General features: G+C 59.6%; 17 protein-coding genes. 11 read left to right on the top strand and 6 right to left on the bottom strand.

The window, feature by feature from the left end; genetic code table 11:
• Window positions 1–58 precede the first annotated feature (58 nt).
• The 8 genes from FHS09_RS03710 to FHS09_RS03675 all read left to right on the top strand — a co-directional run bounded on the left by FHS09_RS03710 (window position 59) and on the right by FHS09_RS03675 (window position 9857).
• The gene (locus FHS09_RS03710; RefSeq protein WP_183456845.1) at window positions 59–3559 is read left to right on the top strand and encodes a UvrD-helicase domain-containing protein; all 3501 of its coding nucleotides are present in this window, start codon (window positions 59–61) and stop codon (window positions 3557–3559) included.
• 195 nt (window positions 3560–3754) lie between these two features.
• Window positions 3755–4828, top strand: a complete 1074-nt coding sequence (locus tag FHS09_RS03705) for a 3-deoxy-7-phosphoheptulonate synthase (RefSeq protein WP_183456843.1) — start codon at window positions 3755–3757, stop codon at window positions 4826–4828.
• A 423-nt stretch (window positions 4829–5251) separates the two neighbouring features.
• Window positions 5252–5797, top strand: coding sequence for a hypothetical protein (locus FHS09_RS03700; protein ID WP_183456840.1), 546 nt, complete (start codon window positions 5252–5254; stop codon window positions 5795–5797).
• Complete coding sequence (gene pcp / locus FHS09_RS03695; RefSeq protein WP_183456838.1) at window positions 5798–6466, top strand: pyroglutamyl-peptidase I; 669 nt, start codon at window positions 5798–5800, stop codon at window positions 6464–6466.
• 199 nt (window positions 6467–6665) lie between these two features.
• The gene (tmpT, locus tag FHS09_RS03690; protein ID WP_183456836.1) at window positions 6666–7304 is read left to right on the top strand and encodes a thiopurine S-methyltransferase; all 639 of its coding nucleotides are present in this window, start codon (window positions 6666–6668) and stop codon (window positions 7302–7304) included.
• Between the two features lie 85 nt (window positions 7305–7389).
• Window positions 7390–7845: a thioredoxin TrxC gene (gene trxC, locus FHS09_RS03685; protein WP_183456834.1), complete on the top strand. Its 456-nt coding sequence runs from the start codon at window positions 7390–7392 to the stop codon at window positions 7843–7845.
• A gap of 113 nt (window positions 7846–7958) precedes the next feature.
• The gene (locus FHS09_RS03680; RefSeq protein WP_343057396.1) at window positions 7959–8108 is read left to right on the top strand and encodes a DUF3096 domain-containing protein; all 150 of its coding nucleotides are present in this window, start codon (window positions 7959–7961) and stop codon (window positions 8106–8108) included.
• A gap of 471 nt (window positions 8109–8579) precedes the next feature.
• Window positions 8580–9857: an endonuclease gene (locus FHS09_RS03675; RefSeq protein ID WP_183456830.1), complete on the top strand. Its 1278-nt coding sequence runs from the start codon at window positions 8580–8582 to the stop codon at window positions 9855–9857.
• Window positions 9858–10093: 236 nt separating this feature from the next.
• Here FHS09_RS03675 and FHS09_RS03670 read toward each other — a convergent pair whose 3' ends face one another.
• Window positions 10094–10867: a hypothetical protein gene (locus FHS09_RS03670; protein WP_183456828.1), complete on the bottom strand. Its 774-nt coding sequence runs from the start codon at window positions 10865–10867 to the stop codon at window positions 10094–10096.
• A 268-nt stretch (window positions 10868–11135) separates the two neighbouring features.
• On the opposite strand from FHS09_RS03670, the gene hrpB reads away from it, so the two are divergent.
• On the top strand, window positions 11136–13679 hold the full coding sequence (hrpB, locus tag FHS09_RS03665; RefSeq protein WP_183456825.1) for an ATP-dependent helicase HrpB: 2544 nt from the start codon (window positions 11136–11138) through the stop codon (window positions 13677–13679).
• Window positions 13680–13766: 87 nt separating this feature from the next.
• The gene (locus FHS09_RS03660; protein WP_183456823.1) at window positions 13767–14864 is read left to right on the top strand and encodes a calcium:cation antiporter; all 1098 of its coding nucleotides are present in this window, start codon (window positions 13767–13769) and stop codon (window positions 14862–14864) included.
• Between the two features lie 150 nt (window positions 14865–15014).
• Here the strand turns inward: FHS09_RS03660 and nfuA are convergent, their stop codons facing one another.
• The 4 genes from nfuA to FHS09_RS03640 form a co-directional block, all read right to left on the bottom strand.
• Entirely contained in the window at window positions 15015–15617 is a 603-nt protein-coding gene (gene nfuA, locus FHS09_RS03655; RefSeq protein ID WP_183456821.1) for a Fe-S biogenesis protein NfuA, read from the bottom strand.
• Window positions 15618–15868: 251 nt separating this feature from the next.
• Window positions 15869–16543 carry a type 1 glutamine amidotransferase domain-containing protein gene (locus tag FHS09_RS03650; protein ID WP_183456819.1) on the bottom strand — a complete coding sequence of 225 codons (675 nt, stop codon included), beginning with the start codon at window positions 16541–16543 and terminating at the stop codon, window positions 15869–15871.
• 27 nt (window positions 16544–16570) lie between these two features.
• A complete protein-coding gene (locus FHS09_RS03645; protein ID WP_183456817.1) occupies window positions 16571–17608 on the bottom strand; it encodes an NADP-dependent oxidoreductase in 1038 nt (345 codons plus the stop codon).
• Between the two features lie 128 nt (window positions 17609–17736).
• Window positions 17737–18327 carry a TetR/AcrR family transcriptional regulator gene (locus FHS09_RS03640; protein WP_183456814.1) on the bottom strand — a complete coding sequence of 197 codons (591 nt, stop codon included), beginning with the start codon at window positions 18325–18327 and terminating at the stop codon, window positions 17737–17739.
• A 453-nt stretch (window positions 18328–18780) separates the two neighbouring features.
• Between FHS09_RS03640 and FHS09_RS03635 the strand changes: the two genes are divergently transcribed.
• A complete protein-coding gene (locus FHS09_RS03635) occupies window positions 18781–19302 on the top strand; it encodes a DNA-binding protein (protein ID WP_183456812.1) in 522 nt (173 codons plus the stop codon).
• Between the two features lie 42 nt (window positions 19303–19344).
• Here FHS09_RS03635 and FHS09_RS03630 read toward each other — a convergent pair whose 3' ends face one another.
• Entirely contained in the window at window positions 19345–22965 is a 3621-nt protein-coding gene (locus tag FHS09_RS03630; RefSeq protein WP_183456810.1) for a hydantoinase B/oxoprolinase family protein, read from the bottom strand.
• Between the last annotated feature and the right edge of the window lie 25 nt (window positions 22966–22990).

The following is a 22990-nucleotide window of genomic DNA, read 5'->3' as shown; positions in this document are numbered from 1 at the left end:
AGCCATCAGAAAATAACTGAACCGATATCTAATTCCTGCTCTCAGCCCAGAAAATTCTATGATCGAAGTAACCGATACAGTCAGCCAGCCAGTCGACACCAAAGCTCGAATCCGCGCACTGGATATCCGCCAGAGCTTCGCCGTCTCCGCCCCCGCCGGTTCCGGCAAGACCGGCCTGCTCACCCAGCGGCTGTTGAAACTGCTCGGCAGCTGCGAGCAGCCGGAGGAAGTGCTGGCGATCACCTTTACCCGCAAAGCGGCGGGCGAGATGCGCGAACGATTGATCGAGGCGCTGCGCAACGCACGGGAAACTGCCGATCCGGAAAATCCCCATGAGCGCACTACCTGGATTCTGGCGCGGCAACTGTTGCAACGGGACGAGGAGAAGAACTGGCAGCTGTTGCAATCCCCCCAGCGCCTGCGAATCCAGACCATCGACGGCCTCTGCCGCAGCCTGGCCAGCCAGCTCCCCATCGAGAGCGGCATGGGCGCGCCCGGCGAACCGCTGGAACAGCCGCAGATTGCGTTTGAAATGGCGATCGTCAATCTGCTCAAGCAGTTGGATACCGGGGAGCCGGACGGCGCGCTGCAATCCCTGCTGTTGCACCTGGACAACGATCTCGGCCAGCTCAACAAGCTGCTGCAGATATTGCTGGGCAAACGAGAGCAGTGGCTGGGGCCGCTCCTGAACGTGAACCTGGAGGGCGCCGAGGATTATTTTCATTTTGTGATCGACGAGCTGATCACAGAAAACCTCGGCGCGCTGCAACAGGTGCTGCGCGGCTATGCCGGCGAACTGGTGGAACTCGCGAATTTTGCCGGGACCAATCTGCGCCGGGACAAACCGGATCACCCCCTGTGCCAGTGCGCGGATCTCGATACACTGCCGCCGGTGACCAATCAGGCCCTGCCCCAGTGGCTGGCACTGGTGGGCCTGCTGGTGACCAATGCCGGCGAGCTGCGCAAACCGGGGGGGATCAACAAAAATCTGGGCTTTCCCGCGCTGGGAAAGAAGGACCCGGAAAAACCCCGTGCGGATGAATATAAAACCCGCCTCAAGGAGCTGCTTGCGGAGCTGGCCGGCAACCGGCAGCTGCTCGACACCATCGCCGAGGTGCGGGCCCTGCCCGCGGGTATGGTGCGGGATCAGTGGCAGTTGCTACAGGCGCTGGCGAAAGTGCTGCCGCTGCTGGTGGCGGAGCTAAAACTGGTTTTCCAGCAATTGGGCGCCACCGACTACACGGAGGTGGCCCAGGCCGCGCTTACCGCGCTGGGTGAAGCCGAGTCGCCCACGGACCTGGCACTGAAACTGGATGTGCAGATCCGCCATATCCTGGTGGACGAGTTCCAGGACACCTCGCAACTGCAGTTGCAACTGCTGGAAAAGCTTACCGCCGGCTGGCAGATGGACGACGGCCGCACCCTCTTTATCGTCGGCGACGGCATGCAGTCCTGCTACGGCTTCCGCAACGCCAACGTGGGGATTTTTCTCGACGCGCGCAGCCGCGGTATTGGCGAAGTGCCGTTGGGGCCGCTGGACCTGCAGGTGAATTTCCGCTCCGGCTCGCCGGTAGTGGACTGGGTCAACCGCACTTTTCAAACCGCCTTCCCAACCCAGGACAATATCGGCCGCGGCGCCGTGCGCTATCTGCCATCGCAGGCATTCAAGGCCAAAAACTGGAACGGCGCGGCGGTCAATTTCTACGGCTGCGTCAACGACGAAGAGCGGCAGCAGGAAGCGCAGCAGACGGCGCGGCTGGTGGAGGAACTGCTACAGCGGGACCCCCAGGGCCGCATCGCCATACTGGCGCGCAAGAAAAAACACCTGGAGCGCATACTGCCCGAGCTGTCAGCCGCCGGCATCGCCTATCAGGCCTCCGAACTGGCGCCGCTGGCAAGTCAAATGGTGGTGCTGGACCTGCTCAGCCTCACCCGCGCCCTGCACGACCCCGGCGACCGTATCAGCTGGCTGTCGGTCCTGCGCGCACCCTGGTGCGGCCTGGATCTCACCGACCTGTACCATGTGGCCAACTGTGGCAACGGCCCCTCCACCTCTGGGGATAAGAGGGCACCGCTGGATGTCCGCGCGCGGCCGCTGCTGCAGACGCTGGAAGAAATCGATCGGATCGAACCCCTCAGCGAAGCGGGTCGCGCGCGCCTGCGGCGCACCGGCCCCCTTTTGCGCAACGCCTGGCAAGAGCGCCGGCGCAAACCGCTGCGCGCCTGGATCGAAGGCCTGTGGCTAGCCCTCGGCGGCCCGGTGGCAACCGCCGACAAGAGCCAACTGGCCAGCACCCACGACTTTTTCCTGCTGCTGGAAAAATTCGATTGCGGCGGCAGTATTCAGGACTGGAAAGCTTTCGAGCAGGCGCTGCAGAAACTCTTCGCGCGTCCGGCCCAGGAAGCGCGGGTACAGGTGATGACCATCCACAAATCCAAGGGCCTGGAATTCGAGCATGTGCTGATTCCCGGCCTGGACCAGGGCGGCAAGCCCGGCGGGGACCAACTGCTGCGCTGGGCGGAATGGCTGAACAGCGCCGGCGAAAACCGCTTCCTGCTGGCCCCGAAAAGCCCCCGCGGCGACCGGGACCCATTGTTCGACTACCTGCGCCACGATAACAGCGAACGCGAACGTTTAGAGGGAACGCGCCTGCTGTACGTCGGCTGCACCCGCGCCATCCGCTCCCTGCACCTGCTGGCCTGCGTGCAGCGAGATGAAAAAAGCCAGTCTCTGAAAGCCCCCGGTAGTGCCTCCCTGCTCGCCAGCATCTGGCCGGCCATCAACGGAGAGACAGACTGGTGCCACTGGCTGGAAGCGGATGGGGTAGCCCAGGAGAGCGATGCCGCAAGCGATCAAAGCTATCTGCTGCGCCTGCCTGCGGACTGGCAGGCCCCCGCCCTGCCCCGGCAGGAACTGTTGGCGGAGTATCGCACCGCCGACTACCGGCGCGCGGACAGCGAGGAACCCAACCTGCCCGATATGGGCCAGGTACGGCTGCGCTGGCTGCGCCACGCCGGCACCGTGGCCCACGAAACCCTGGCCACCATCGCCCAAGGCAAGGCCACCATCGCCCAAGGCAAGGCCACCATCGCCCAAGGCAGCCTCGACCAATGGGACAATGAACGCCTGGCGCAACAGCACCCCCTGTGGCAGCTGCGCCTGCAACAACTGGGACTCAGCGGCTCCGGCCTGGAACGGGCGCAGGAAAAGGTGGAACAGGCAGTGCGCAAAACCCTTGCCTGCCCCAGCGGCCGCTGGCTGCTGGACTCCGGCCACCGCGACTCCGCCTGCGAACTGGAACTGCACAGCGGCGGCCGGCAGCTGCGCCGCGCCATCGTCGACCGCACCTTTATTGACGAACAGGGCCGGCGCTGGATCGTGGACTACAAGACCGCGGAGCCCGCCGCGGACCAGCCCGAGGAAGACTTTGTCGGGGAACAGTTGGAACGCTACCGCGGGCAATTGGAAGCTTATAGGAAATTGTTCTACGCCCGCGGCGAACGCAACATCCGTTGCGCTCTCTATTTCCCCCTGCTGCAAAAACTCGCCGAGCTGTAATGGGCATGCTGCTCTTTACCCGCCCGAGACCGCGGAGCTCCAGCTCCGCAAAGCGGGCCACCGGCCCGCCCCAGCCCGGAAAAACCCCATTTGGTTACAAATGAAACCCTAGCCGTACCTGCAAGCTCTAGGTAGGATACCCACTCACTCTAATTGGACGTAGGGTGCGCCGTGCGCACCAGTAAAGATTTCACTATGACCACACAGCAGTTCGACGACCTGAATGTCGTCTCCCAGGAAATTCTGATCAGCCCCGAGCAACTCAAGGCGGAGCTGCCGGTCAGCGATGCCGCGGAAGCCACCGTTGCCGCCGGCCGCACCGCGGTGCGGGACATTCTCGACCGCAAGGACCACCGCCTGATGGTGGTGATCGGCCCCTGCTCCGTACACGATGTGGACGCCGCCCTGGACTACGCGCGACGCCTGAAAGCAGTGGCGGACCAGGTGTCCGACACCCTGCTGATCGTCATGCGCGTCTACTTTGAAAAGCCCCGCACCACCGTGGGCTGGAAGGGGCTGATCAACGACCCCTACCTGAACGATTCCTTCAAGATTCAGGATGGCCTGCATATCGGCCGCAAGCTGCTGCTGGATATCGCCGAAATCGGGCTGCCCACCTCCACCGAGGCACTGGACCCCATTTCGCCCCAGTACCTGCAGGACCTGATCTCCTGGTCCGCCATCGGCGCGCGCACCACCGAATCCCAGACCCACCGGGAAATGGCCAGCGGCCTCTCTTCCGCCGTGGGCTTCAAGAACGGCACCGACGGCAGCCTGGACGTGGCCATCAACGCCCTGCAATCCGTGGCCAACCCGCACCGATTCCTCGGCATCAACAAGGAAGGCCAGGTCGCAGTCATCCACACCGCCGGCAACCGCTACGGCCATGTGGTGCTGCGCGGCGGCAACGACAAACCCAACTACGACTCCGTGAGTGTGGCCATGTGCGAGCAGGAGCTGCAAAAGGCCAAGGTGCCGGAAAACATCATGGTCGACTGCAGCCACGCCAACTCCAACAAGAACCACGAGCTGCAGCCGCTGGTAGTCGATAACGTCACCCACCAGATACTGGACGGCAATAAGTCCATTATCGGCATTATGGTGGAGAGCAACCTCAAGGCCGGCAACCAGAAGATTCTGGAAGATCACAGCCAGATGGAATACGGCGTGTCGGTAACCGACAAGTGTATCGACTGGGAGACCACCGAATCGCTGCTGTTGAAGATGGCGGAGCAGTTGAGAGAACCGCTAAAAGCACGCAACGCCTGAAATCATGCGCGGGCATGGCCCGCTCCTACAGTCTCTGTGTAGGAGCGGGGCCACGCCCGCGAAGCCGCTGATATCCATATCCTTACCCCTTCCCACGCCTGTATACACAGTGCCCAACGATATGAGCTGACAGACAAAGTCTGCTAAGCTTCGGCAAAATATCCACGGTGGCCCCATCGAGGGTTAATAAACCGCTTCTTCTTGTTGGGCACAAATCGGCAGGATTGCCGATTTGGACGCCGCAGGCGCCTGCAAAGCGGGCGAGTGCCATGGATGGCGCGAGTCAACGGAGCGCAGCGACGTGCCCATCTTCCCGGGCCTTGATGGGCACGCTACGCTTTGCCTATCCTACGAAAATTGCCCTGCCGACCCTTAACTTAGTGCCATTGAGGTATTACCCAAGAACTGTAGAGTGAGCTGATAATGATTCATTCTTTAAGAGCAGTCGGCATTGTTATATTGAGTTTTTCACTCCTGGCATGTGACCACGGGAAAGATACTGCGAAGATTTCCGCAGATGCGGACGCTTTTGCCTTGAATGAGCGGGATTATTTTCAAAACCGTGGCGTGGGGGTTATGGCCTTTCACGACACTGCGCCGGAAAGCCACCAGAGAGGCGTTATTATTGTGATGCACGGCACCCGCATCGCCAGTAACGGCGATCTGCGCCTGGAACCGACCCCCGGCCAGTGGTCGCCGACCCCTAAAGTATTGTCCCGGCATGTCGACCGGGAGGCAGGCGAGATCCGCACCCGCTTGGCCTATCCCGATGAGAACCAACACCACACCGGCTTTAATCCCCTTCACTATCCGGACCTGGAACTCACCCACGATGTGCGGATGCGAGCCGAAGGCAATGCCATCAAGGTGAGCGTGGACCTGGACAAGCCCCTCAAACTCATATTGGAGCGCAGAGTAAAATATTGGCGTCCTTTTTCAGAGGGCCAGATTAGGATAGAGAGGCAATAAATGACAAGGATTCTACTGACAGGTTTTGAAGCCTTTGGCAATACGCCGGTCAATCCCGCCGAATCTGTGGTTCGATCCCTTGACGGCACAGCCATCAATAACGCGAAAATTGTCGGAATTGTAGTGCCGAACAACTTCTTCGAATGCATCGATGTTGTGCGTACCGCAATCGAGGAAGTAAATCCTGAGCTGGTTGTGATGATGGGTGAGTACGGCGGCCGCGCCACCATCACCGTCGAGCGTATCGCGCAGAACTTCAATGACTCGACGCGCTACCGGCTGAAGGACAACCGCGGCGTGACGCTGCAGGGCAAGCCCACTGTGCCCGGTGGCCCCATTGCCTATCACAGCACCCTGCCCTTGCGAGCTATAGTCAAGGCCATGCGTTCCGCGGGCGTGCCGGCCGATATATCGGATACTGCTGCCACCTTCTGTTGCAACCACCTGATGTACGGCATCCTCCACTACATCGCCACCAACGATCTGGATATCCGCGCCGGCTGGATCCACCTGCCCCATCTACCCGAGGTCGCCGCACTACCTGAGAACCTGGGCGCACCCAGCATGTCCCGTGAGACCGCGGCCCTCGGCGTCCGCACCGGGATAGAGTCTGCCTTGCAACACCCGCAGGATATCGACGAACCAATCCTGTCACGCCTGCAGATTTAGGAACATTGATTTTTCACCTATCATTCCAACGATTCTGGCAGCCTGGTGGCTACTACCAGCCAGCATAGTTATTTCAATTCAACCCGTTGCGGTAGAATTTCAAACATATAAAAACGCTGGAAGCAGCTCTCGATGTACCTGAAGAGAGCATACACTGATACTATTGCTCATACGCAAACATACTTCATAGGCAATTAGTATGGACCACGAATTTTGGCTTAAAAAGTGGGAGGGCAATGATATTGGCTTTCACGAGCACAAAGCCAATCCGGCTCTAGTAGATAACTTCCGCGAACTTTCTTTAGAGAAAGGCGCCCGCATATTTTTACCGCTGTGCGGAAAAACCCTTGATATCGCCTGGTTACTGTCTAAGGGCTACCATGTTTCCGGCGTTGAACTGAGCACCGTGGCTATCAAACAACTGTTTGCGGAACTCGATGTCGAACCCCAGTTTGCTGATCTCGACAGAATAAAGCACTACAACGCAGAGAATATCGATATCTACGGCGGCGATATCTTCGATTTGTCGGCTGAGATATTGGGCCCGGTTGATGCCATCTATGATCGGGCCGCTCTGGTGGCACTTCCCGAAAAGATGCGTCGCCGTTACGCAGCACACCTGATGGAGATCACACGGAAAGCACCTCAGTTGCTGATTACTTTTGTTTACGATCAGACGCTGTTGCCAGGCCCACCCTTCTCTGTCACTGACGAGGAGGTCAGTAATCACTATAGTGATTACTATCAGCTAAAGCTTCTGGAAACCAAGGACGTACCCGGAGGGCTGAAAGGGCAATGCCCAGCCCGGGAACAAGTGTGGCTACTCAACAATAGCTGAAGTATACATGGCTGCCGACACATGGATTAAAATCAGGTAACCGATACACATATACTTGCCAGCATTGACCTGCTGAGATCCTCGAATGACCGATACCTCCCCTGTGCAGATTGTCTGCCCCGCTTGCGGCACAATCAACCGTGTGCCCACCCACAAACTCAGCCATCGGCCCCTGTGCGGCAAATGCCGGAGCGCGCTGCTTAACGGGCGGCCAATCGAGGCCACCGATCGGAACTTCCGACGCTTTGTCGATAAGTCGGGGCTGCCGGTGGTCGTGGATTTCTGGGCACCCTGGTGTGGCCCCTGCCGGCAGTTTGCGCCGGTTTTCAGCCAGGTGGCGGCGGAGATGGCGACCCGGGCCACTTTTATCAAGCTGGATACCCAGGCCAACCCGAGCACTGCGGCGAATTACCAGATCCGTTCCATTCCGACCCTGATGGTGTTCCATGGTGGCCGGGAGGTTGCGCGGCTGTCAGGCGCACGGCCTAAAACCCAGTTTCAGCAGTGGTTGTACCAGCAGCAGCCTTTCTTGACCCACTAGCAAGTAAAAACGCCGACAATCTGATGCGTTTATCACGATCTTCGACTACATTAAGTTCGAAATTACGAACAAGGCTTGTCGGTTGGCGCAAAAAATCTCACAGTCAATGGTGAATGGATATGACTCTACATTTTGAATTGGTTCCCGTTATCTCCTTACTCTCAGGCATCGCAATACTGATATGGCCAAGATTGCTCAACTACATAGTCGCCATCTATTTGATCATTGTCGGGTTGGTTCAGATCTTTGGCATTCAAGTCTAGAATCCAGCAATCAACCTAACGAAACTGTCTTTTGCGCAGTATTCTTTTTTGACGCAGGCTTTCGATGCGGAAGCCTGCGATTTTGTCGTGCTCCGAATCCACCTTGATGGCGCCCCGGCCCACCATAAAAGTTAGCCAATTTATATAAAGATCCGCCACCAATATGGTGGGCCGCACTAATTTGTATTGATCACAGAAGCGCACCAAATACTGTCATATATAAACAGTATTGTGACGGGCAACCATTATAGCTGCTTGTTTATTAAGGGCTTCATGCGGCTGACCAGGCGATCGCCAGGTGTGTCCTGCAACAGTTTCGTAGTCGCCAGTGAGATTGATCAGTGCTCAAGCAGATGTGGAGCTCCGGATCCCAACACCTGTTCCAATTGCCCCCTTAACGAGCAGCTATAGCGGTATATCGGGACGGGTTCTCTCTTTATGTCCCCAACTGCAATCCTCAGGATAATAGTGATGAAACAATACCTTGGAGTGTTTTTGTTGTTATCGGTATTTAGCCAATGGGCGAATGCCGATGTGGCAAACGGTGATTTCGAAAACTGGACTGGCGGCAGTCCCGATGGCTGGACTACCATTGACTCGGGCATCAGCGTCAGCCAAAGCACATCCGTCGTTTACGGCGGCAATTCTTCAGCGGCAATAACCGTCAGAACCGGCGAACAGTCCTCGACGGATTTTCGGCAGACGGTGGGTATCACCGCGGGACAGACTTATGATTTTTCCGTATGGGTCCGCCACACCGAAGGCCATGTGAGTGCGCGCCTCTACGTTAACGGCTATCGCGATTACACCAACTATTCGCTCACTGGCCAGTGGCAACAGCTCAGCTATAGCCTCACCGCCAGTTCCAGCGGCACCATAGAGGTTGGGCTGCGGTTCTATGACCGGTCGGGCTTCGACGGCACGGAAGTGGTTTATGTGGATACCTTTGAACCCACAGGCACCAGCGGCGGTGACAGCGATGACGGCTATTATGACCCCGCGAAGGGCCTGAGCGGCTACAGCCTGAAAACGGCGCTCTACAACATCATCAGGGATCACTCCGCCCAGAGTTACAGCGCACTGTGGAGCTTCTACGCCGCCAACGATCTGGATTACCACTACGAGCAGGACGGATCGATTCTGGATATCTATTCGGAAAAGCCCACCGGCAGCGATTCCTATAACTACACCGCGGTGAGCGACCAGTGTGGTAACTACGACAGCGAGGGCGACTGCTACAACCGCGAGCACAGCTTTCCGCGCTCCTGGTTCGGCGGCGCCGTAGCGCCGATGAACACCGACGTACACCACATCTTTGCCTCCGACGGCTATGTAAACGCCCTGCGTTCCAGCTACCCCTATGGTGAGGTGGCCACCACCAGCGCCGTGTCCAGCAACGGCAGCAAACTCGGTTCCGGCCAGTCCAGCCAGGGCTATATCGACACAGTGTTCGAACCCATTGACGAGTTCAAGGGCGATGTGGCGCGGGCCCACTTCTACATGGCCACACGCTACCAGAATGTGATTGCCAGCTGGGAAAACTACAGCATCTATGGCGATGCCGTGCTGGACGGCTCCAGTAATCAGGTGTTTGAAGACTGGGCACTGCAGTTGCTGATCGACTGGCACAATGCCGATCCCGTGAGCCAGTGGGAACTCGACCGCAACGATGCGGCCCAGGAGTTCCAGGGCAACCGGAATCCCTTCGTGGACCATCCGGAGTATGTAGAATCCATCTGGGGGCAATAGTCCCCGGGTCAGTCCCGGGCCGGATCGGCTCGGGCCGGTGGAAACTGATCGGATTGTAATACCCCAGCCGGCAATATCGCCCACAATCCGCTTTTCGTCATTAAGCCGGGATTCGCTATTTTGTAGGATGGGCAAAGCGCAGCGTGCCCATCAAAGCCGCGGATGATGGGCACGTCGCTACGCTCCTTTGCCCATCCTACGGAGGTTGCACCGCTTAAGTCAGTGCCATTCGGGGCTTACCCTGGCAGGCGCACTTTCCAGATTCTCGGCGGCAAGCGGGGCTTATCCGCCGCCACGGGGCGACTGGGATCGCCGGTGACCAGCAGCGCGCCCTCCCACCAATCGACATCTACGACGATTCCGGCCTTAAAAGCAAATCGGGCCAGGTTTACACCATCGGGGAACTGGGGCGTATAGACCCGCAAAACGGTATGGGCGGGGCGGGACGAGTCGCCACCAAAGCCATAGGAAACATCGCCCTGATAAATGGCCACGATTACACCGGGAAAGCCCTCGGGCGAGAATGTTCTCGGAGGCCGCTCAAAGGTGTAATAGGGATTCTCTTCTATCATCTCCATTTGCAGCGTCGAGTGGTTGACCTGCCACAGGCGGGTTTCCACATGCTGAAACTCCTTTAACGCCGCCGATAACAGAAACCATTCGCTGTTGATACCGCCGATATACCCAGGCCCATCGAAGGGCGCATCTTCAAACTCCACCAGTTTGTCCCCGAGATTATCGCCATCCCGAGCGTAGATTATCTGACCGATAAAGATTTTCACAGGCAACTCGCCAGTGGCGTCCAGTTGCAGGACTTGGCGGTTTGGGTCTTTATCGAAGACCCTCTCGCCCTCTTCCAGCGCGTTATCCGGTGTCAGCAGCACCCGTCTCGCCGCTGCTATATCGCCGGCACCGGGTTCCCATTCCCGTTCCAGTGAAGGATGGTTGTGCTCAACCTCCTCTATCGTCACGCCATCCAACAGCACAACATAATCTTTTCCCCTTGACACTTTCCACTCGGTTATCTGGGCGACAAAAGCCATGTTAAGAAAAACGATGACAAAAAATATAACGCAGATAACCGCTATCGCGGCAAACCCGGTTCCAATCCAGAATAAAATTTTCATAGGGAGACAAGCAGATTTACGCAGTGTTTGTGTGCCGGCAAGATACCTCTATTGATTCGCCAGGCGCAACAAGAACAGGGCCCAACCGAATACGCCAGCTTATTTTTCTCCCATATCCTCGATATGTTCCCCAGCCGTTATAATACCGCCCATGTCAGAGTTGCCCATTCACACCGCTTTACCCGAACTGCTCTCCGCCCTGAGCCGGCACAATAACGTCATCCTCCAGGCCCCGCCCGGCGCAGGCAAGACCACTGTGGTGCCGCTGGCGCTGCTGGACTGCGACTGGCTGGGAGGCAGAAACATTATCATGCTGGAGCCGCGGCGACTGGCGGCGCGCAGTGCGGCTGCGCGGATGGCGGAACTGCTGGGGGAAGCGGTCGGGCAGACGGTGGGCTACCAGATCCGCGCCGAGCGCAAGATGAGTGGCAGAACCCGCATACTGGTGGTCACAGAGGGAATCCTGACCCGGCTGCTACAGTCGGATCCGGAACTCGCACAGACGGCACTGGTGATCTTCGACGAATTCCACGAGCGCAATCTGCAAGGGGATCTGTCCCTGGCACTGTGCCTGCAATCCCAGGAGTATCTGCGCGAGGATCTAAAACTGCTGGTGATGTCCGCCACACTGGAGACCGAAGCGGTGGCCGCTCTGCTCGGCGGCGCCCCGGTGGTCAGCAGTGAGGGCCGCAGCTTCCCGATTCACGTTCACTACTTGCCGCATCGTCAGGTTCCCGATGACAACCGCCAACTGCCCGCGCTGATGGCCCGCAAGATTTCCGAGTGGATGGATGTGGAGGACGGCAGCCTGCTGGCCTTCCTACCCGGCGTGGGCGAGATCAGGCAGGTGGAGGAACGGTTGCGGGAACAACTCGCCGACCGAAAGGAGATCACCATCGCCCCGCTCTACGGGGACCTGAGTAAACAGCAGCAGGACACCGCCATAGCGCCCTCCCCGTCCGGCCGGCGCAAAATCGTGTTGGCCACCAATGTGGCTGAGACCAGCCTCACCATCGAGGGCATCCATATGGTGGTGGATTCGGGCCTGATGCGGGAATCCCGCTTCGATCCGAACACGGGCATGAACCGCCTGGTGACCACTAATATCTCCCAAGCCTCGGCCACCCAGCGCTGTGGCCGCGCCGGACGCCTGAGCGAAGGTCAGTGCCTGCGCCTGTGGAGCGAATCCCGGCAGCAGGGCCTGGCGCCGAAAAACGCCCCAGAAATCCTCATCAGCGATCTGGCGCCACTGGTACTGGAACTGGCCCACTGGGGTGTTCGCGAAATGGATGAACTGCGCTGGCTGGACCCACCGCCGCCCGGGCCCGTGGCCCAGGCCCGGGAGCTGTTGCAGCAACTCGGTGCCCTAGACCGGGAACTGCGGATCACCGCGCACGGCAAGGCCATGCTGGCGCTGGGCACCCATCCGCGCCTCGCCCATATGATGATCCGCAGCCTCGACTGGGGCCTGGCGCGGGAGGCCTGCCTTTTGGCGTCGCTGCTTTCCGAACGGGATATATTTCGGGGTGAACAGCGCTGGGACCGGGATATTCACAAACGCATGGAAGTTCTCCTCGGCCGGACTAAGAATCCAAATGCCGACAAAGGCGCCATACAGCGCATCCGCCAGCAGGCCGGAATCTGGCAGGGGCAGCTGCCGGGAGTGGAAGGCAACACAAGCGGCATCGACGATATCGACCGCACCGGCGTGCTGCTGGGCCAGGCCTACCCGGATCGCATCGCCCGCAATCGCCACGACCGGGAGCGCCGCTTCCTGTTGGCCAGCGGCCGCGGTGCCCATTTCTCCCACGACGACGAACTGGCCCTGGTGGATTACCTGGTGATAGCGGAACTGGACGGCCAGGGCCGCGATGCGCGTATCCAGTTGGCCGCGCGTATTTCCGAATCTGTTCTGCGCGAGTACTTTGCCGATTTGATCGAGCGGAACGAATCCGTGCGCTGGGATGACAACAGCGATCGCGCCGTTGCCAGCGAACGCACTACCCTCGGACGCTTAGTGCTGGATGAACAGCCGGCAAAAAATATTTCCCCGGAATTGCTCAGCCGCGCCCTGTTGGATGCCATTCATCAGAAGGGCTTGAATACTCTACCCTGGAGCAGAGAGGCTGTTACCCTGCGCGCCCGGGTGGAATTTCTGCGCCGCAATGTGAATGAATTTCCCAATTTACTGGCGGAGCTGGCACTGCCGGACTGGAGCGACACAGTGCTGAGGGAATCTCTGGAAGACTGGCTGCTTCCCCATCTGCAGGGCCTCAGTAAACTGGAGCAGCTGAAACAGCTCGACCTGCACAGCATCTTGCGAAGCCAGCTGGACTGGCCCTGCCAGCAACAGATAGACCAACTGGCTCCAACCCATTTCACCGCGCCCAGCGGTTCCCATATCCCGATCGACTACGAAGGGGAAGAGCCGGTGCTGGCGGTGCGCCTGCAGGAAATGTTCGGCCTGGCGCGGACCCCGGCGGTTCTCAAGGGGCAGTATCCCCTGATGATTCACCTACTCTCCCCCGCCCGGCGGCCGGTGCAGGTCACCCGGGACCTGGCCAGCTTCTGGGCCAACACCTATCAGGAGGTGAAGAAGGAACTCAGGATCAGGTACCAGAAGCACTACTGGCCGGACGATCCACTGACGGCGCAGGCGACCAGCAAGACCAAAAAGCGCATGGATTCGCCATAGACAGCGACAATTGGGCCAAACTGAATGGCGGAATGCCGTTCTGCCCACAGTGCCCAAGTAATCAGGAGACTCGAAAGCAAGGGACCTATGCTGCAACCGATTACCCGCTTGTCGCGCAAATTCCACCTGTGCAGCATCGGCGCACCACTGGCCGCCTGCGGGGTACTGGCCCTGGTCTGGGGTCGCTCGCTGGGGTGGTTTCTTCTGCTGGTTTCCACGGCCGCGCTGATCGCGGCGGTCCTTGTCGCTGTTCACCACGCGGAAGTTATAGCGCGCCGAGTGGGCGAGCCCTTCGGCGCGCTGGTGCTCGCCCTGGCGGTCACTGTGATCGAAGTGTCGCTGATCCTTTCAATAATGCTGTCGGAGACCCTGGATTCCAGGGACCTGGCGCGGGATACGGTTTTCGCAACGGTGATGATTGTGTGCAATGGGGTCATCGGCCTGTGCCTGCTGATAGGCGCCCTGAAGCACCGGGTCCTCGGCTTCCGCACCGAGGGGACAACGCCGGCCCTGGCGGTTCTCGCGACCCTGGTCACCACCATTCTGGTACTGCCGGATTTCACCTTCAGTACCGAGGGCCCGACCTTTTCCGATTCGCAGTTGATATTCGCCGGCGTGGTCTCGCTGTTGCTGTATGGCGTATTTATTTTTGTGCAAACCATCCGCCACCGGGATTATTTCCTGCCCGAGGCCGAGGGTGTCGAAACCAGGGATGAGCGTAGACCTTCAACTTTCGCCGCCGGGTCCAGCCTGCTTTTGCTGATCCTGTCCCTGGTTGCTGTCGTCGGCCTCGCGGAATCACTGGCACCGCCCATCGAAGGTTTTGTCCAGCGCGCGGGCATGCCGCACGCGGTAGTGGGTATCGCCATCGCCGCGATGGTACTGCTGCCGGAAACCACCGCCGCCATCCGTTCCGCCCTGCGCAATCGCATGCAGATCAGCTTCAACCTCACCTTGGGCTCGGCGCTCGCCAGTATCTGCCTGACCATTCCCGCGATCGTCTTTACCTCTATCTTTCTGGACCTGCCGATGCATCTCGGCTTGCCCGCCAAGGAAATAACGCTGCTCGCACTAACCCTGCTGTTGACAACCATGACCCTGTCCGGCGGGCGCGCCACGATTCTGCAGGGGACCGTGCACCTGGTGGTTTTCGCGGTATTTATTTTTACCGCGATGGTGCCTTGATCCGGTTCGGGAAACTTGTGTGGCGCCGGGTTTTATTTATCTGCTGTAGGAGCGGCCGCTGGCCGCTCCTACAGAAGGAAGGTGTGGAAATGATTTCACCGCAAGCATAAAAAACGCGGGCTCTACCCGCGTTTTTATATCTGGTCCAGATCAGTAGTAGGCCTGGGATGTATCGGTGTGGTCGGTAATGTCTTTGACCCCGGCCAGTTCGGGAATCTTTTCCTTCAGGGTCTTTTCCACACCCTCTTTCAGGGTCATATCCACCATGCCGCAGCCCTGGCAGCCGCCGCCGAATTTCAGTACTGCATAATGGTCGTCGGTCACTTCCACCAGGCTCACCTGGCCGCCGTGGGCGGCGAGGCCGGGGTTGATATCGCTGTAGAGCACGTAGTTGATACGGTCTTCGATGGGGCTGTCGTCGGTGACTTTCGGCATACGCGAGTTGGGCGCGCGAATGGTGAGCTGGCCACCCATCTTGTCCGTGGAGTAGTCCACCCGGGCTTCGTCCAGGTAAGGGATGCTGCGCCCTTCGAAGTAAGCCTTGAGGCCCTCGTATTCCACCATCACATCTCCCTCCTGCTCCTCGCCGGGACGGCAGTAGGCGATGCAGGTCTCCGCGTTGGGAGTGCCGGGATTCGACACGAACATGCGCACAGCGATACCCTCGCAGTCCTGCTTCTCCAGCAGTTCACGGAGGTAACCCTGGGCGGATTCGGTGATAGTGACGTTCAGGTCTGAAGGCTGTTGTGACATAAAGCTTCTCAAATAACCGAGTTTCTTACTCGGGTATTTTACTCTCAGTTGGCCGCAAGTTAAACCGCGGATTGGCTGCAAGCGCGGACAGGGGGTCCGCGCTTCCGTCATTTCGGCGCAAGCCGGAACCCAGAGGTCACTGTTACTGGATAGCAGGCTGCGCCGTTATGATGAATCGATGGCAGACTGGTTCGAAACCAGGTATCTGCGGCTGGCCGCCGGCACTCCATGGCAGCCGCCGCATTGGCGCTTTACAGCCGCCCCAGCAGCGCTTTGGCACCCTCTTCCGAAGAAGCTGGATTCTGACCGGTGATCAGCTGTCCGTCGGTGACCACATGGCTCTGCCAGTCTTCCGCCTTGGTGTAGAGGCCGCCGTTGGCCCGTAGCATATCCTCCACCAGGAAGGGCACCACCTCGGTCAATTCCACTGCATCTTCTTCCGAATTGGCGAATCCGGTGACGCGCTTGCTGCTGACCAGGGGTTCACCGTCAGCTCCCTTGGTATGGCGGAACACTCCCGGCCCATGGCAGACCGCGGCAACCGGTTTTCCGGCGGCGTAGAAGGACTCGATCAGGGCGATGGAGTCCTTGTCCTCGGCGAGGTCCCACAGGGGACCGTGACCGCCCGGATAGAAGACACCATCGTAGTCCTCCTGCTTGACGTCGGCGAGTGGCGTTGTATTGGCCAGTGCCTCCTGTGCCTCCGAATCCTTCTGGAAGCGCTCGGTGGACTCGGTTTGTGAATCCGGGTCTTCGCTTTTCGGGTCCAGGGGCGGCTGGCCGCCCTTCGGCGAAGTCATGGTTATCTCCGCGCCCGCATCCTTGAAGATATAGTAAGGCGCAGCCAACTCCTCCAGCCAGAAACCGGTTTTCTTGCCGGTATCACCGAGTTGGTCGTGGGAGGTGAGTACCATCAAAATTTTCATCGTCAGTCTTTCCTTGTTTTTAAAAAATCAGTTGTCGGCGCCGACGCGCACCACGAGCTTGCCGAAATTGCCACCCTCCAGCAGGCCCATAAAGGCCTGTGGTGCCTTCTCGAGTCCGTCGACAATTTCTTCCCGATATTTGATCTTGCCGGCGGCGAGCCATGCCGACATATCTCGCTGAAAATCGTCGAGACGGGGACCGTAGTGGTCCAGGATGATGAAGCCCTGAATTTTCAGACGTTTTACCAGCGCTTGGCTCATCAACAGCCCCGAGCGATCCGGCCCCTCTGGCAGCGAAGTGGCGTTGTACTGGGAGACCAAACCGCAAACGGGAACCCGTGCAAAGTCGTTGAGCAGCGGCAATACGGCATCCCAAACCTCGCCGCCGACATTCTCGAAATACACGTCGATACCATCGGGGCAAGCCGCGGCCAGTTGCTCGGCAAAATCTTCCGCGCGGTGATCGATACAAGCGTCGAATCCCAACTCATCCACCGCGTAGCGGCATTTCTCCGCGCCGCCGGCGATACCCACCACGCGGCAGCCCACAATCCTGCCGATCTGGCCGACGGTTGCGCCAACGGGGCCGGTCGCAGCGGCAACCACCAGGGTCTCACCGGGCTTGGGTTCGCCGATATCCAGCAGCCCCTTGTAGGCGGTAAAGCCCGGCATGCCCAATACCCCCAGAGTGTAGGAAGGATGTTGCAGATCCGCCCCGAGATTGGTGAGCCCGGTGCTGTCCGACAGCTCGTAGTCCTGCCAGCCGCTGTAGGCCAACACCCAATCGCCAACCTCGTAATCCGGGTGGCGGGACTCCACGACTTTGCTCACCGTGCCGCCCACCATAGTCTCCCCGATCTGCACCGGCTCGACATAGGAGGGGGCATCGCTCATGCGCCCGCGCATATAGGGGTCCAGGGATAGATAGACACTGCGCAATAACAGTTGCCCCTCTGCGGGCTGCGGCAGCGGCTCCTCTTCCAAGCGGAAATTCGCTGCGGCGGGTGCGCCTTCAGGCCGGCAAGCCAGCACAATGCGGCGGTTCTTGTCAGTGGGTTGCGACATGAATCGACTCCTTCGATTGGTGGAACGTTTATTTATTGGGGACTGCTCTTGACCCAACATCTATTAGACCGGTCGTCTAATTCGTACTTCAAAAATACCCGCCTCGCGGCGGGTCGAAAAACTCGGGACTATTCCTGGCCCAGTAGAGTGCGCGTCGCCTCCATCGCCTGGACCATGGACTCACCCGTGCGATGCAGTTTGGCCAGCAGGCTGGCGCCCAGCCACATCTGGTAAAGGGTGACGGCGCTCTTTCGGGCATCCAGGTCCTGCGGCAGCGAACCGTCCTCCCGACCCGCCTCTATGCATTCCGCCAGGCGCGCGATAATCCGGTCCGTGCCGTCGCGCAGGGTCAGGCGCATAGGCTCCGACAAATCGGCTACTTCGGCGCTCAGCTTTACCACCAGGCACTTCTGCTCGTCGCAGGGTTCGCTGTAGATTTTCAGCCACTCCTGCCAGTAGCGCATCAGGCTGTCGGCGGTGCTGCGAGCCTCCAGGGAAAAAAGCAGGTCCATATCTTTCAGGTATTTACTGAAGTAGTCCTCCAGCAGCGCCTGGCCGTACTGCTCCTTCGATTTGAAGTAGTGGTAGAAGGAACCCTTGGGCACGCCCGCAGTGTTCAACAGCTCGCTCAGGCCGACACAGGAGAAGCCCTTGCTGGACATCACCCGGTGGCCGGTATCGAGGAGATGCTGGCGTGTATCGTCGTAGCTGGATTTCATGCCGCGGAGTTTAATCTCTACTAGACCGGTCGTCTAGAACATTTGGTTACAAGCCTATTCCTAGGCTATTGGGCCAGAGAACTATTCGGTCACAATAATGATCTAGCTGGACTCCTCACCAAAAGTTGTCAATTGACAACCTTGATTAACTCCTCCTACACTTGAAGAAAAAGGAAGCAGCCGGACTTATGCCTCGAAATAGACACCCTCATAAGGAGATCGAAGGAGCCCTGCAGCACGCGGAAGAAAGCGGCTGGAGAGTTGAGGTTGGCGGCTCCCATGTGTGGGGAAAGATATATTGTCCTCATAATGACAAAGAGTGCCGATGTGGCGCCTTTTGCATTACAGGCATATATAGCACTCCGAGAAACCCAGGAAAACATGCGAGGCAGATTATCAAGGCTGTTGATAAATGTACCGGTGGCGAATCAGATGAGTCTGCGGAGTAAGTTTATGAAAGAGTTTGAATTTACGCTTAACTATAAACTTCCTGATGCTGATATAGACCCGGAACAATATATTGGCCAACTAATTGAAGCTGGATGCGATGACGCGATTATTGGACTAGGGCATCCCGGTTGTATATCACTTCAATTTGACAGAGAAGCAGAAAATGCAGTTGATGCAGTACTTTCTGCAATGCGTGATGTGAGGAACGCCATCCCTGATGCGGTATTTATCGAAGCTACTCCCGATATTGTAGGAGTTTCTGATATAGCGCCATTTGTTAGGTGTTCCCGCCAAAATGTAAGAAAACTGGTAACTAAATCCACATTTCCGCTTCCCCTACATTCTGGAAAGCGTCCTTTATGGCATCTTTTTTTTGTTCTCGAGTGGTGCGTATCTGAAAAAATCCGAGAAGTTGAACCAACGATGTTAGACCTGGCTTCGATAAATATGCAGATAAACCTCAACAGGAAAACAGAAAGAATTGATCCTGAAATGCAATCTTTATTGGCAACGGAAGTTCACTAAACAAAGCCAGTGATACTAGGGGAGACGATGTTCTCCCCTTCATCAAAACTCGCCATAGCCACCCCCGCCGGGAGTTTCGATAACGAAGACATCCCCCACCTCCATCTGCACCTCGGCACAGCCGTCCAGTTCTTCTTTGGAACCATTCGCCTTTTCCACCCAGTTGCGCCCCAGCGCCGCCACTTCGCCGCCGTCCAGCCCAAACGGCGGAAGGCGGCGATGGGAGGCGAGAATGGAGGCGGACATGGGCTCCAGGAAGCGGAGGCGCCGGCGCGCGCCGTCGCCGCCCCGGTGTCGCCCGGCGCCGCCGGAGCCGCGGCGGATACTGAACTCCTCCAGCAATACCGGGAAACGCCATTCCAGTACCTCCGGGTCGGTAAGCCGGGAGTTGGTCATATGGGTGTGCACGGCATCCGTACCATCGAAATCCGGCCCCGCGCCGGAGCCGCCGCAGAGGGTTTCGTAGTACTGGTAGCGCTCGTTGCCAAAGGTGAAGTTGTTCATGGTGCCCTGGGCCGCGGCGATGGTCCCCAGCGCGCCGAAGAGCGCATCCACTACGTACTGGGAAGTCTCCACATTGCCCGCGACCACCGCCGCCGGGTACTGCGGATTCAGCATACAGCCCTCGGGGACGACGATATCCAGCGGCTTCAGGCAGCCGCCGTTGAGCGGGATATCGTCCCGCACCAGGCAGCGGAACACGTAGAGCACCGCCGCCTTGGTCACCGCCGCCGGCGCGTTGTAGTTGCCGGCGTGCTGGGGGCTGGTGCCGGTAAAGTCGATGCGCGCGCGGCGCGCGGACTTGTCGACGGTGACCGCCAGCCGGATCTCGCTGCCATCGTCCATCTCGTAGCGGAAGTCGCCGTCGTGCAGCGCGTCCAGGGTCCGACGCACGGATTCCTCGGCATTGTCCTGCACGTGTTTCATATAGGCCTGCACCACCGGCAGGCTGAAATGCTCCACCATGCGCGCCAGTTCGTGCACGCCCTTTTCGCAGGCGGCCAGCTGCGCGTGCAGGTCGGCGATATTCTGTTCGATATTGCGCGCGGGCCATTTGCTGCTGGCGAGTTTTTCGCGAATGCTGTCCTCGCAGAATCTGCCGGCGTCCACCAGCTTCAGATTGTCCAGCAATATGCCCTCTTCTTCGACATTGCGGCTGAACGGCGGCATGGAGCCTGGGGTGATGCCGCCCACGTCCGCGTGATGGCCGCGGGTGGCGACGTAGAACAGCAGTTCATCTCCCTCGCCCTCCCCTTGAAAAACCGGTTTGATCACGGTGATATCCGGCAGGTGGGTGCCGCCGTTGTAGGGCGCGTTCAGCACATAGGCATCGCCGGCGCGCATGGTGTCCGCGCGTTCGCGGATCACCGTCTTGATACTCTCGCTCATGGACCCCAGGTGCACCGGCATATGGGGCGCATTGGCGATCAGTTCGCCGTCGCGGTCGAAGAGCGCGCAGGAGAAGTCCCTGCGCTCCTTGATATTCACCGAGGAGGCGGTCTTTTCCAGCACTGTGCCCATCTGCTCGGCGATGGACATAAACAGATTGTTGAAAATTTCCAGCATCACCGGATCGACATCGGTGCCGATGGCCCGCTGCCGGGGCAGTTCCTCGACCCGCTCCAACAGCAATCCAGTGGCTTTGACACTGGCGCGCCAGCCGGGCTCGACCACGATGGTGCTGTTGGCCTCGCTGATAATCGCCGGGCCGGACACCGCCTCGCCCTCGCGCAGTTCCTCCCGGCGGTAGATCGGCGCGGTGCGGCTCTCTCCCCCCATGGTCACCCGGGCCTCTGCGCTGGGTGGTATTTCGCTGCGCGCCTCTGCGCTTCCACTTTCCGGCTTCTCGTCCGGACTGCCGGAACCGCCGATCACCTCCACCTGCACCGCCTCCACAATCAACGGCTTGCCCTCGGCGAGAAAACCGAAGCGCTGGCGGTAGGCGGCCTCGAATTCGGCGATCACCTGCCCGCGCCCGCCCATGGCCACCTCCAGTGCGGTATCGGTGCCGGCATATTTCAGGTGCAGTTTGTACAGGCAGTGGATCTGCTCCTCCGGCACCTGCTGGGCCAGCATTTCCGTCCTGCCCTCGTCCGCGAGTTCTTGCAAAAGCCGGTTCAGCTCCGCTTCCGATTCGGGAGAGTATTCCCGCTCCAGGCTGCGCTCGCGGGTCAGGCGCAGATCGGCGAGGCCGATACCGTAGGCGGACAGCACCCCGGCCAGCGGGTGCAGCAGCACCTGCTCAATGCCCAGCGCGTCCGCCACCAGGCAGGCGTGCTGGCCGCCGGCACCGCCGAAACAGTTGAGCAGATAATCGGAAACGTCGTAGCCGCGCTGCACGGAGATCTGCTTGATCGCGCTGGCCATATTCTCCACCGCGATGGCGAGAAAACCTTCCGCCACCTGCTCCGGTGTGCGCGTATCGCGGGTGGCGCGCCGGATTTCCTCCGCCAGCGCGGCGAATTTCTCGCGCACGACCGACCCGTCAATGGGCTGATCGGCGCCGGGGCCGAACACATGGGGAAAGAATTCCGGCTGCAGTTTGCCCAGCATCACATTGCAGTCGGTCACCGTCAGCGGTCCGCCGCGGCGGTAGCAGGCGGGGCCGGGATCGGCGCCGGCGGAATCCGGGCCCACCCGGTAGCGGGCGCCGTCGAAGTGCAGGATCGAGCCGCCGCCGGCGGCCACCGTGTGGATCAGCATCATGGGCGCGCGCATGCGCACCCCGGCCACCTCGGACTCCAGGGTGCGTTCGTAGTCGCCGCGATAGTGGCATACATCGGTGGAGGTGCCCCCCATATCGAAGCCGATTACCTGCGAAAAACCCACCTGCTCCGCGGTGTTCGCCGCGCCCACTACACCGCCGGCGGGGCCGGAGAGAATCGCGTCCTTGCCCTGGAAGAAATGCGCATCGGCAAGGCCGCCATTGGACTGCATAAATAGCAGGCGAGTGTCGCCCAGCGCGCGGTCGACCCGGTCCACATAGCGGCGCAGCACCGGCGACAGATAGGCGTCCACCACGGTGGTGTCGCCCCTACCCACCAGCTTGATCAGCGGGCTGACTTCGCTGCTGACGGAGATCTGGGTAAAGCCGATTTCGCGGGCGATGGCGGCGATGCGCCGCTCGTGGTCCGGATAGCGGTAGCTGTGCATCAGCAGGATGGCGAGGCCGCGGATGCCGCGGTCGAAAGCCGCCTGCAGGTCGCGGCGCACCCTTTCCTCATCCGGTGCCTGCAAAACCTCGCCACTGGCGGTGACCCGCTCGCCCACTTCCAGAACTTCGGCGTAAAGCATCTCCGGCAGCCGGATATGCAGGTCGAACAGCCGCGGGCGGGCCTGGTAGCCGATACGCAGGGCGTCGCGGAAACCGTGGGTGGTGACCAGGACCAGGGGGTCCCCCTTGCGCTCCAGCAGCGCGTTGGTGGCCACAGTGGTGCCCATCTTCACCGAGCGTATCCGCTCCGCCGGGATCGGCGCCTCCGGCTCCACCTCCAGCAGCGCGCGGATGCCGGCCAGGGCCGCGTCCTCGTACTGCTCCGGGTTCTCGGAGAGCAACTTGTGGCTGACCAGCCGGCCGTCCGGGCGTCGCGCGACGATATCGGTGAAGGTGCCGCCGCGGTCGATCCAGAAGTCCCACCGTTCCTCTCTGGCGCTTTGCAACATAGTTCTGCTCTTCCAATTGAGGGGC

It is taken from the genome of Microbulbifer rhizosphaerae (genome assembly GCF_014191725.1).
GTDB lineage: Bacteria > Pseudomonadota > Gammaproteobacteria > Pseudomonadales > Cellvibrionaceae > Microbulbifer > Microbulbifer rhizosphaerae.
This window is presented reverse-complemented; position numbering and strand designations above follow the sequence as displayed.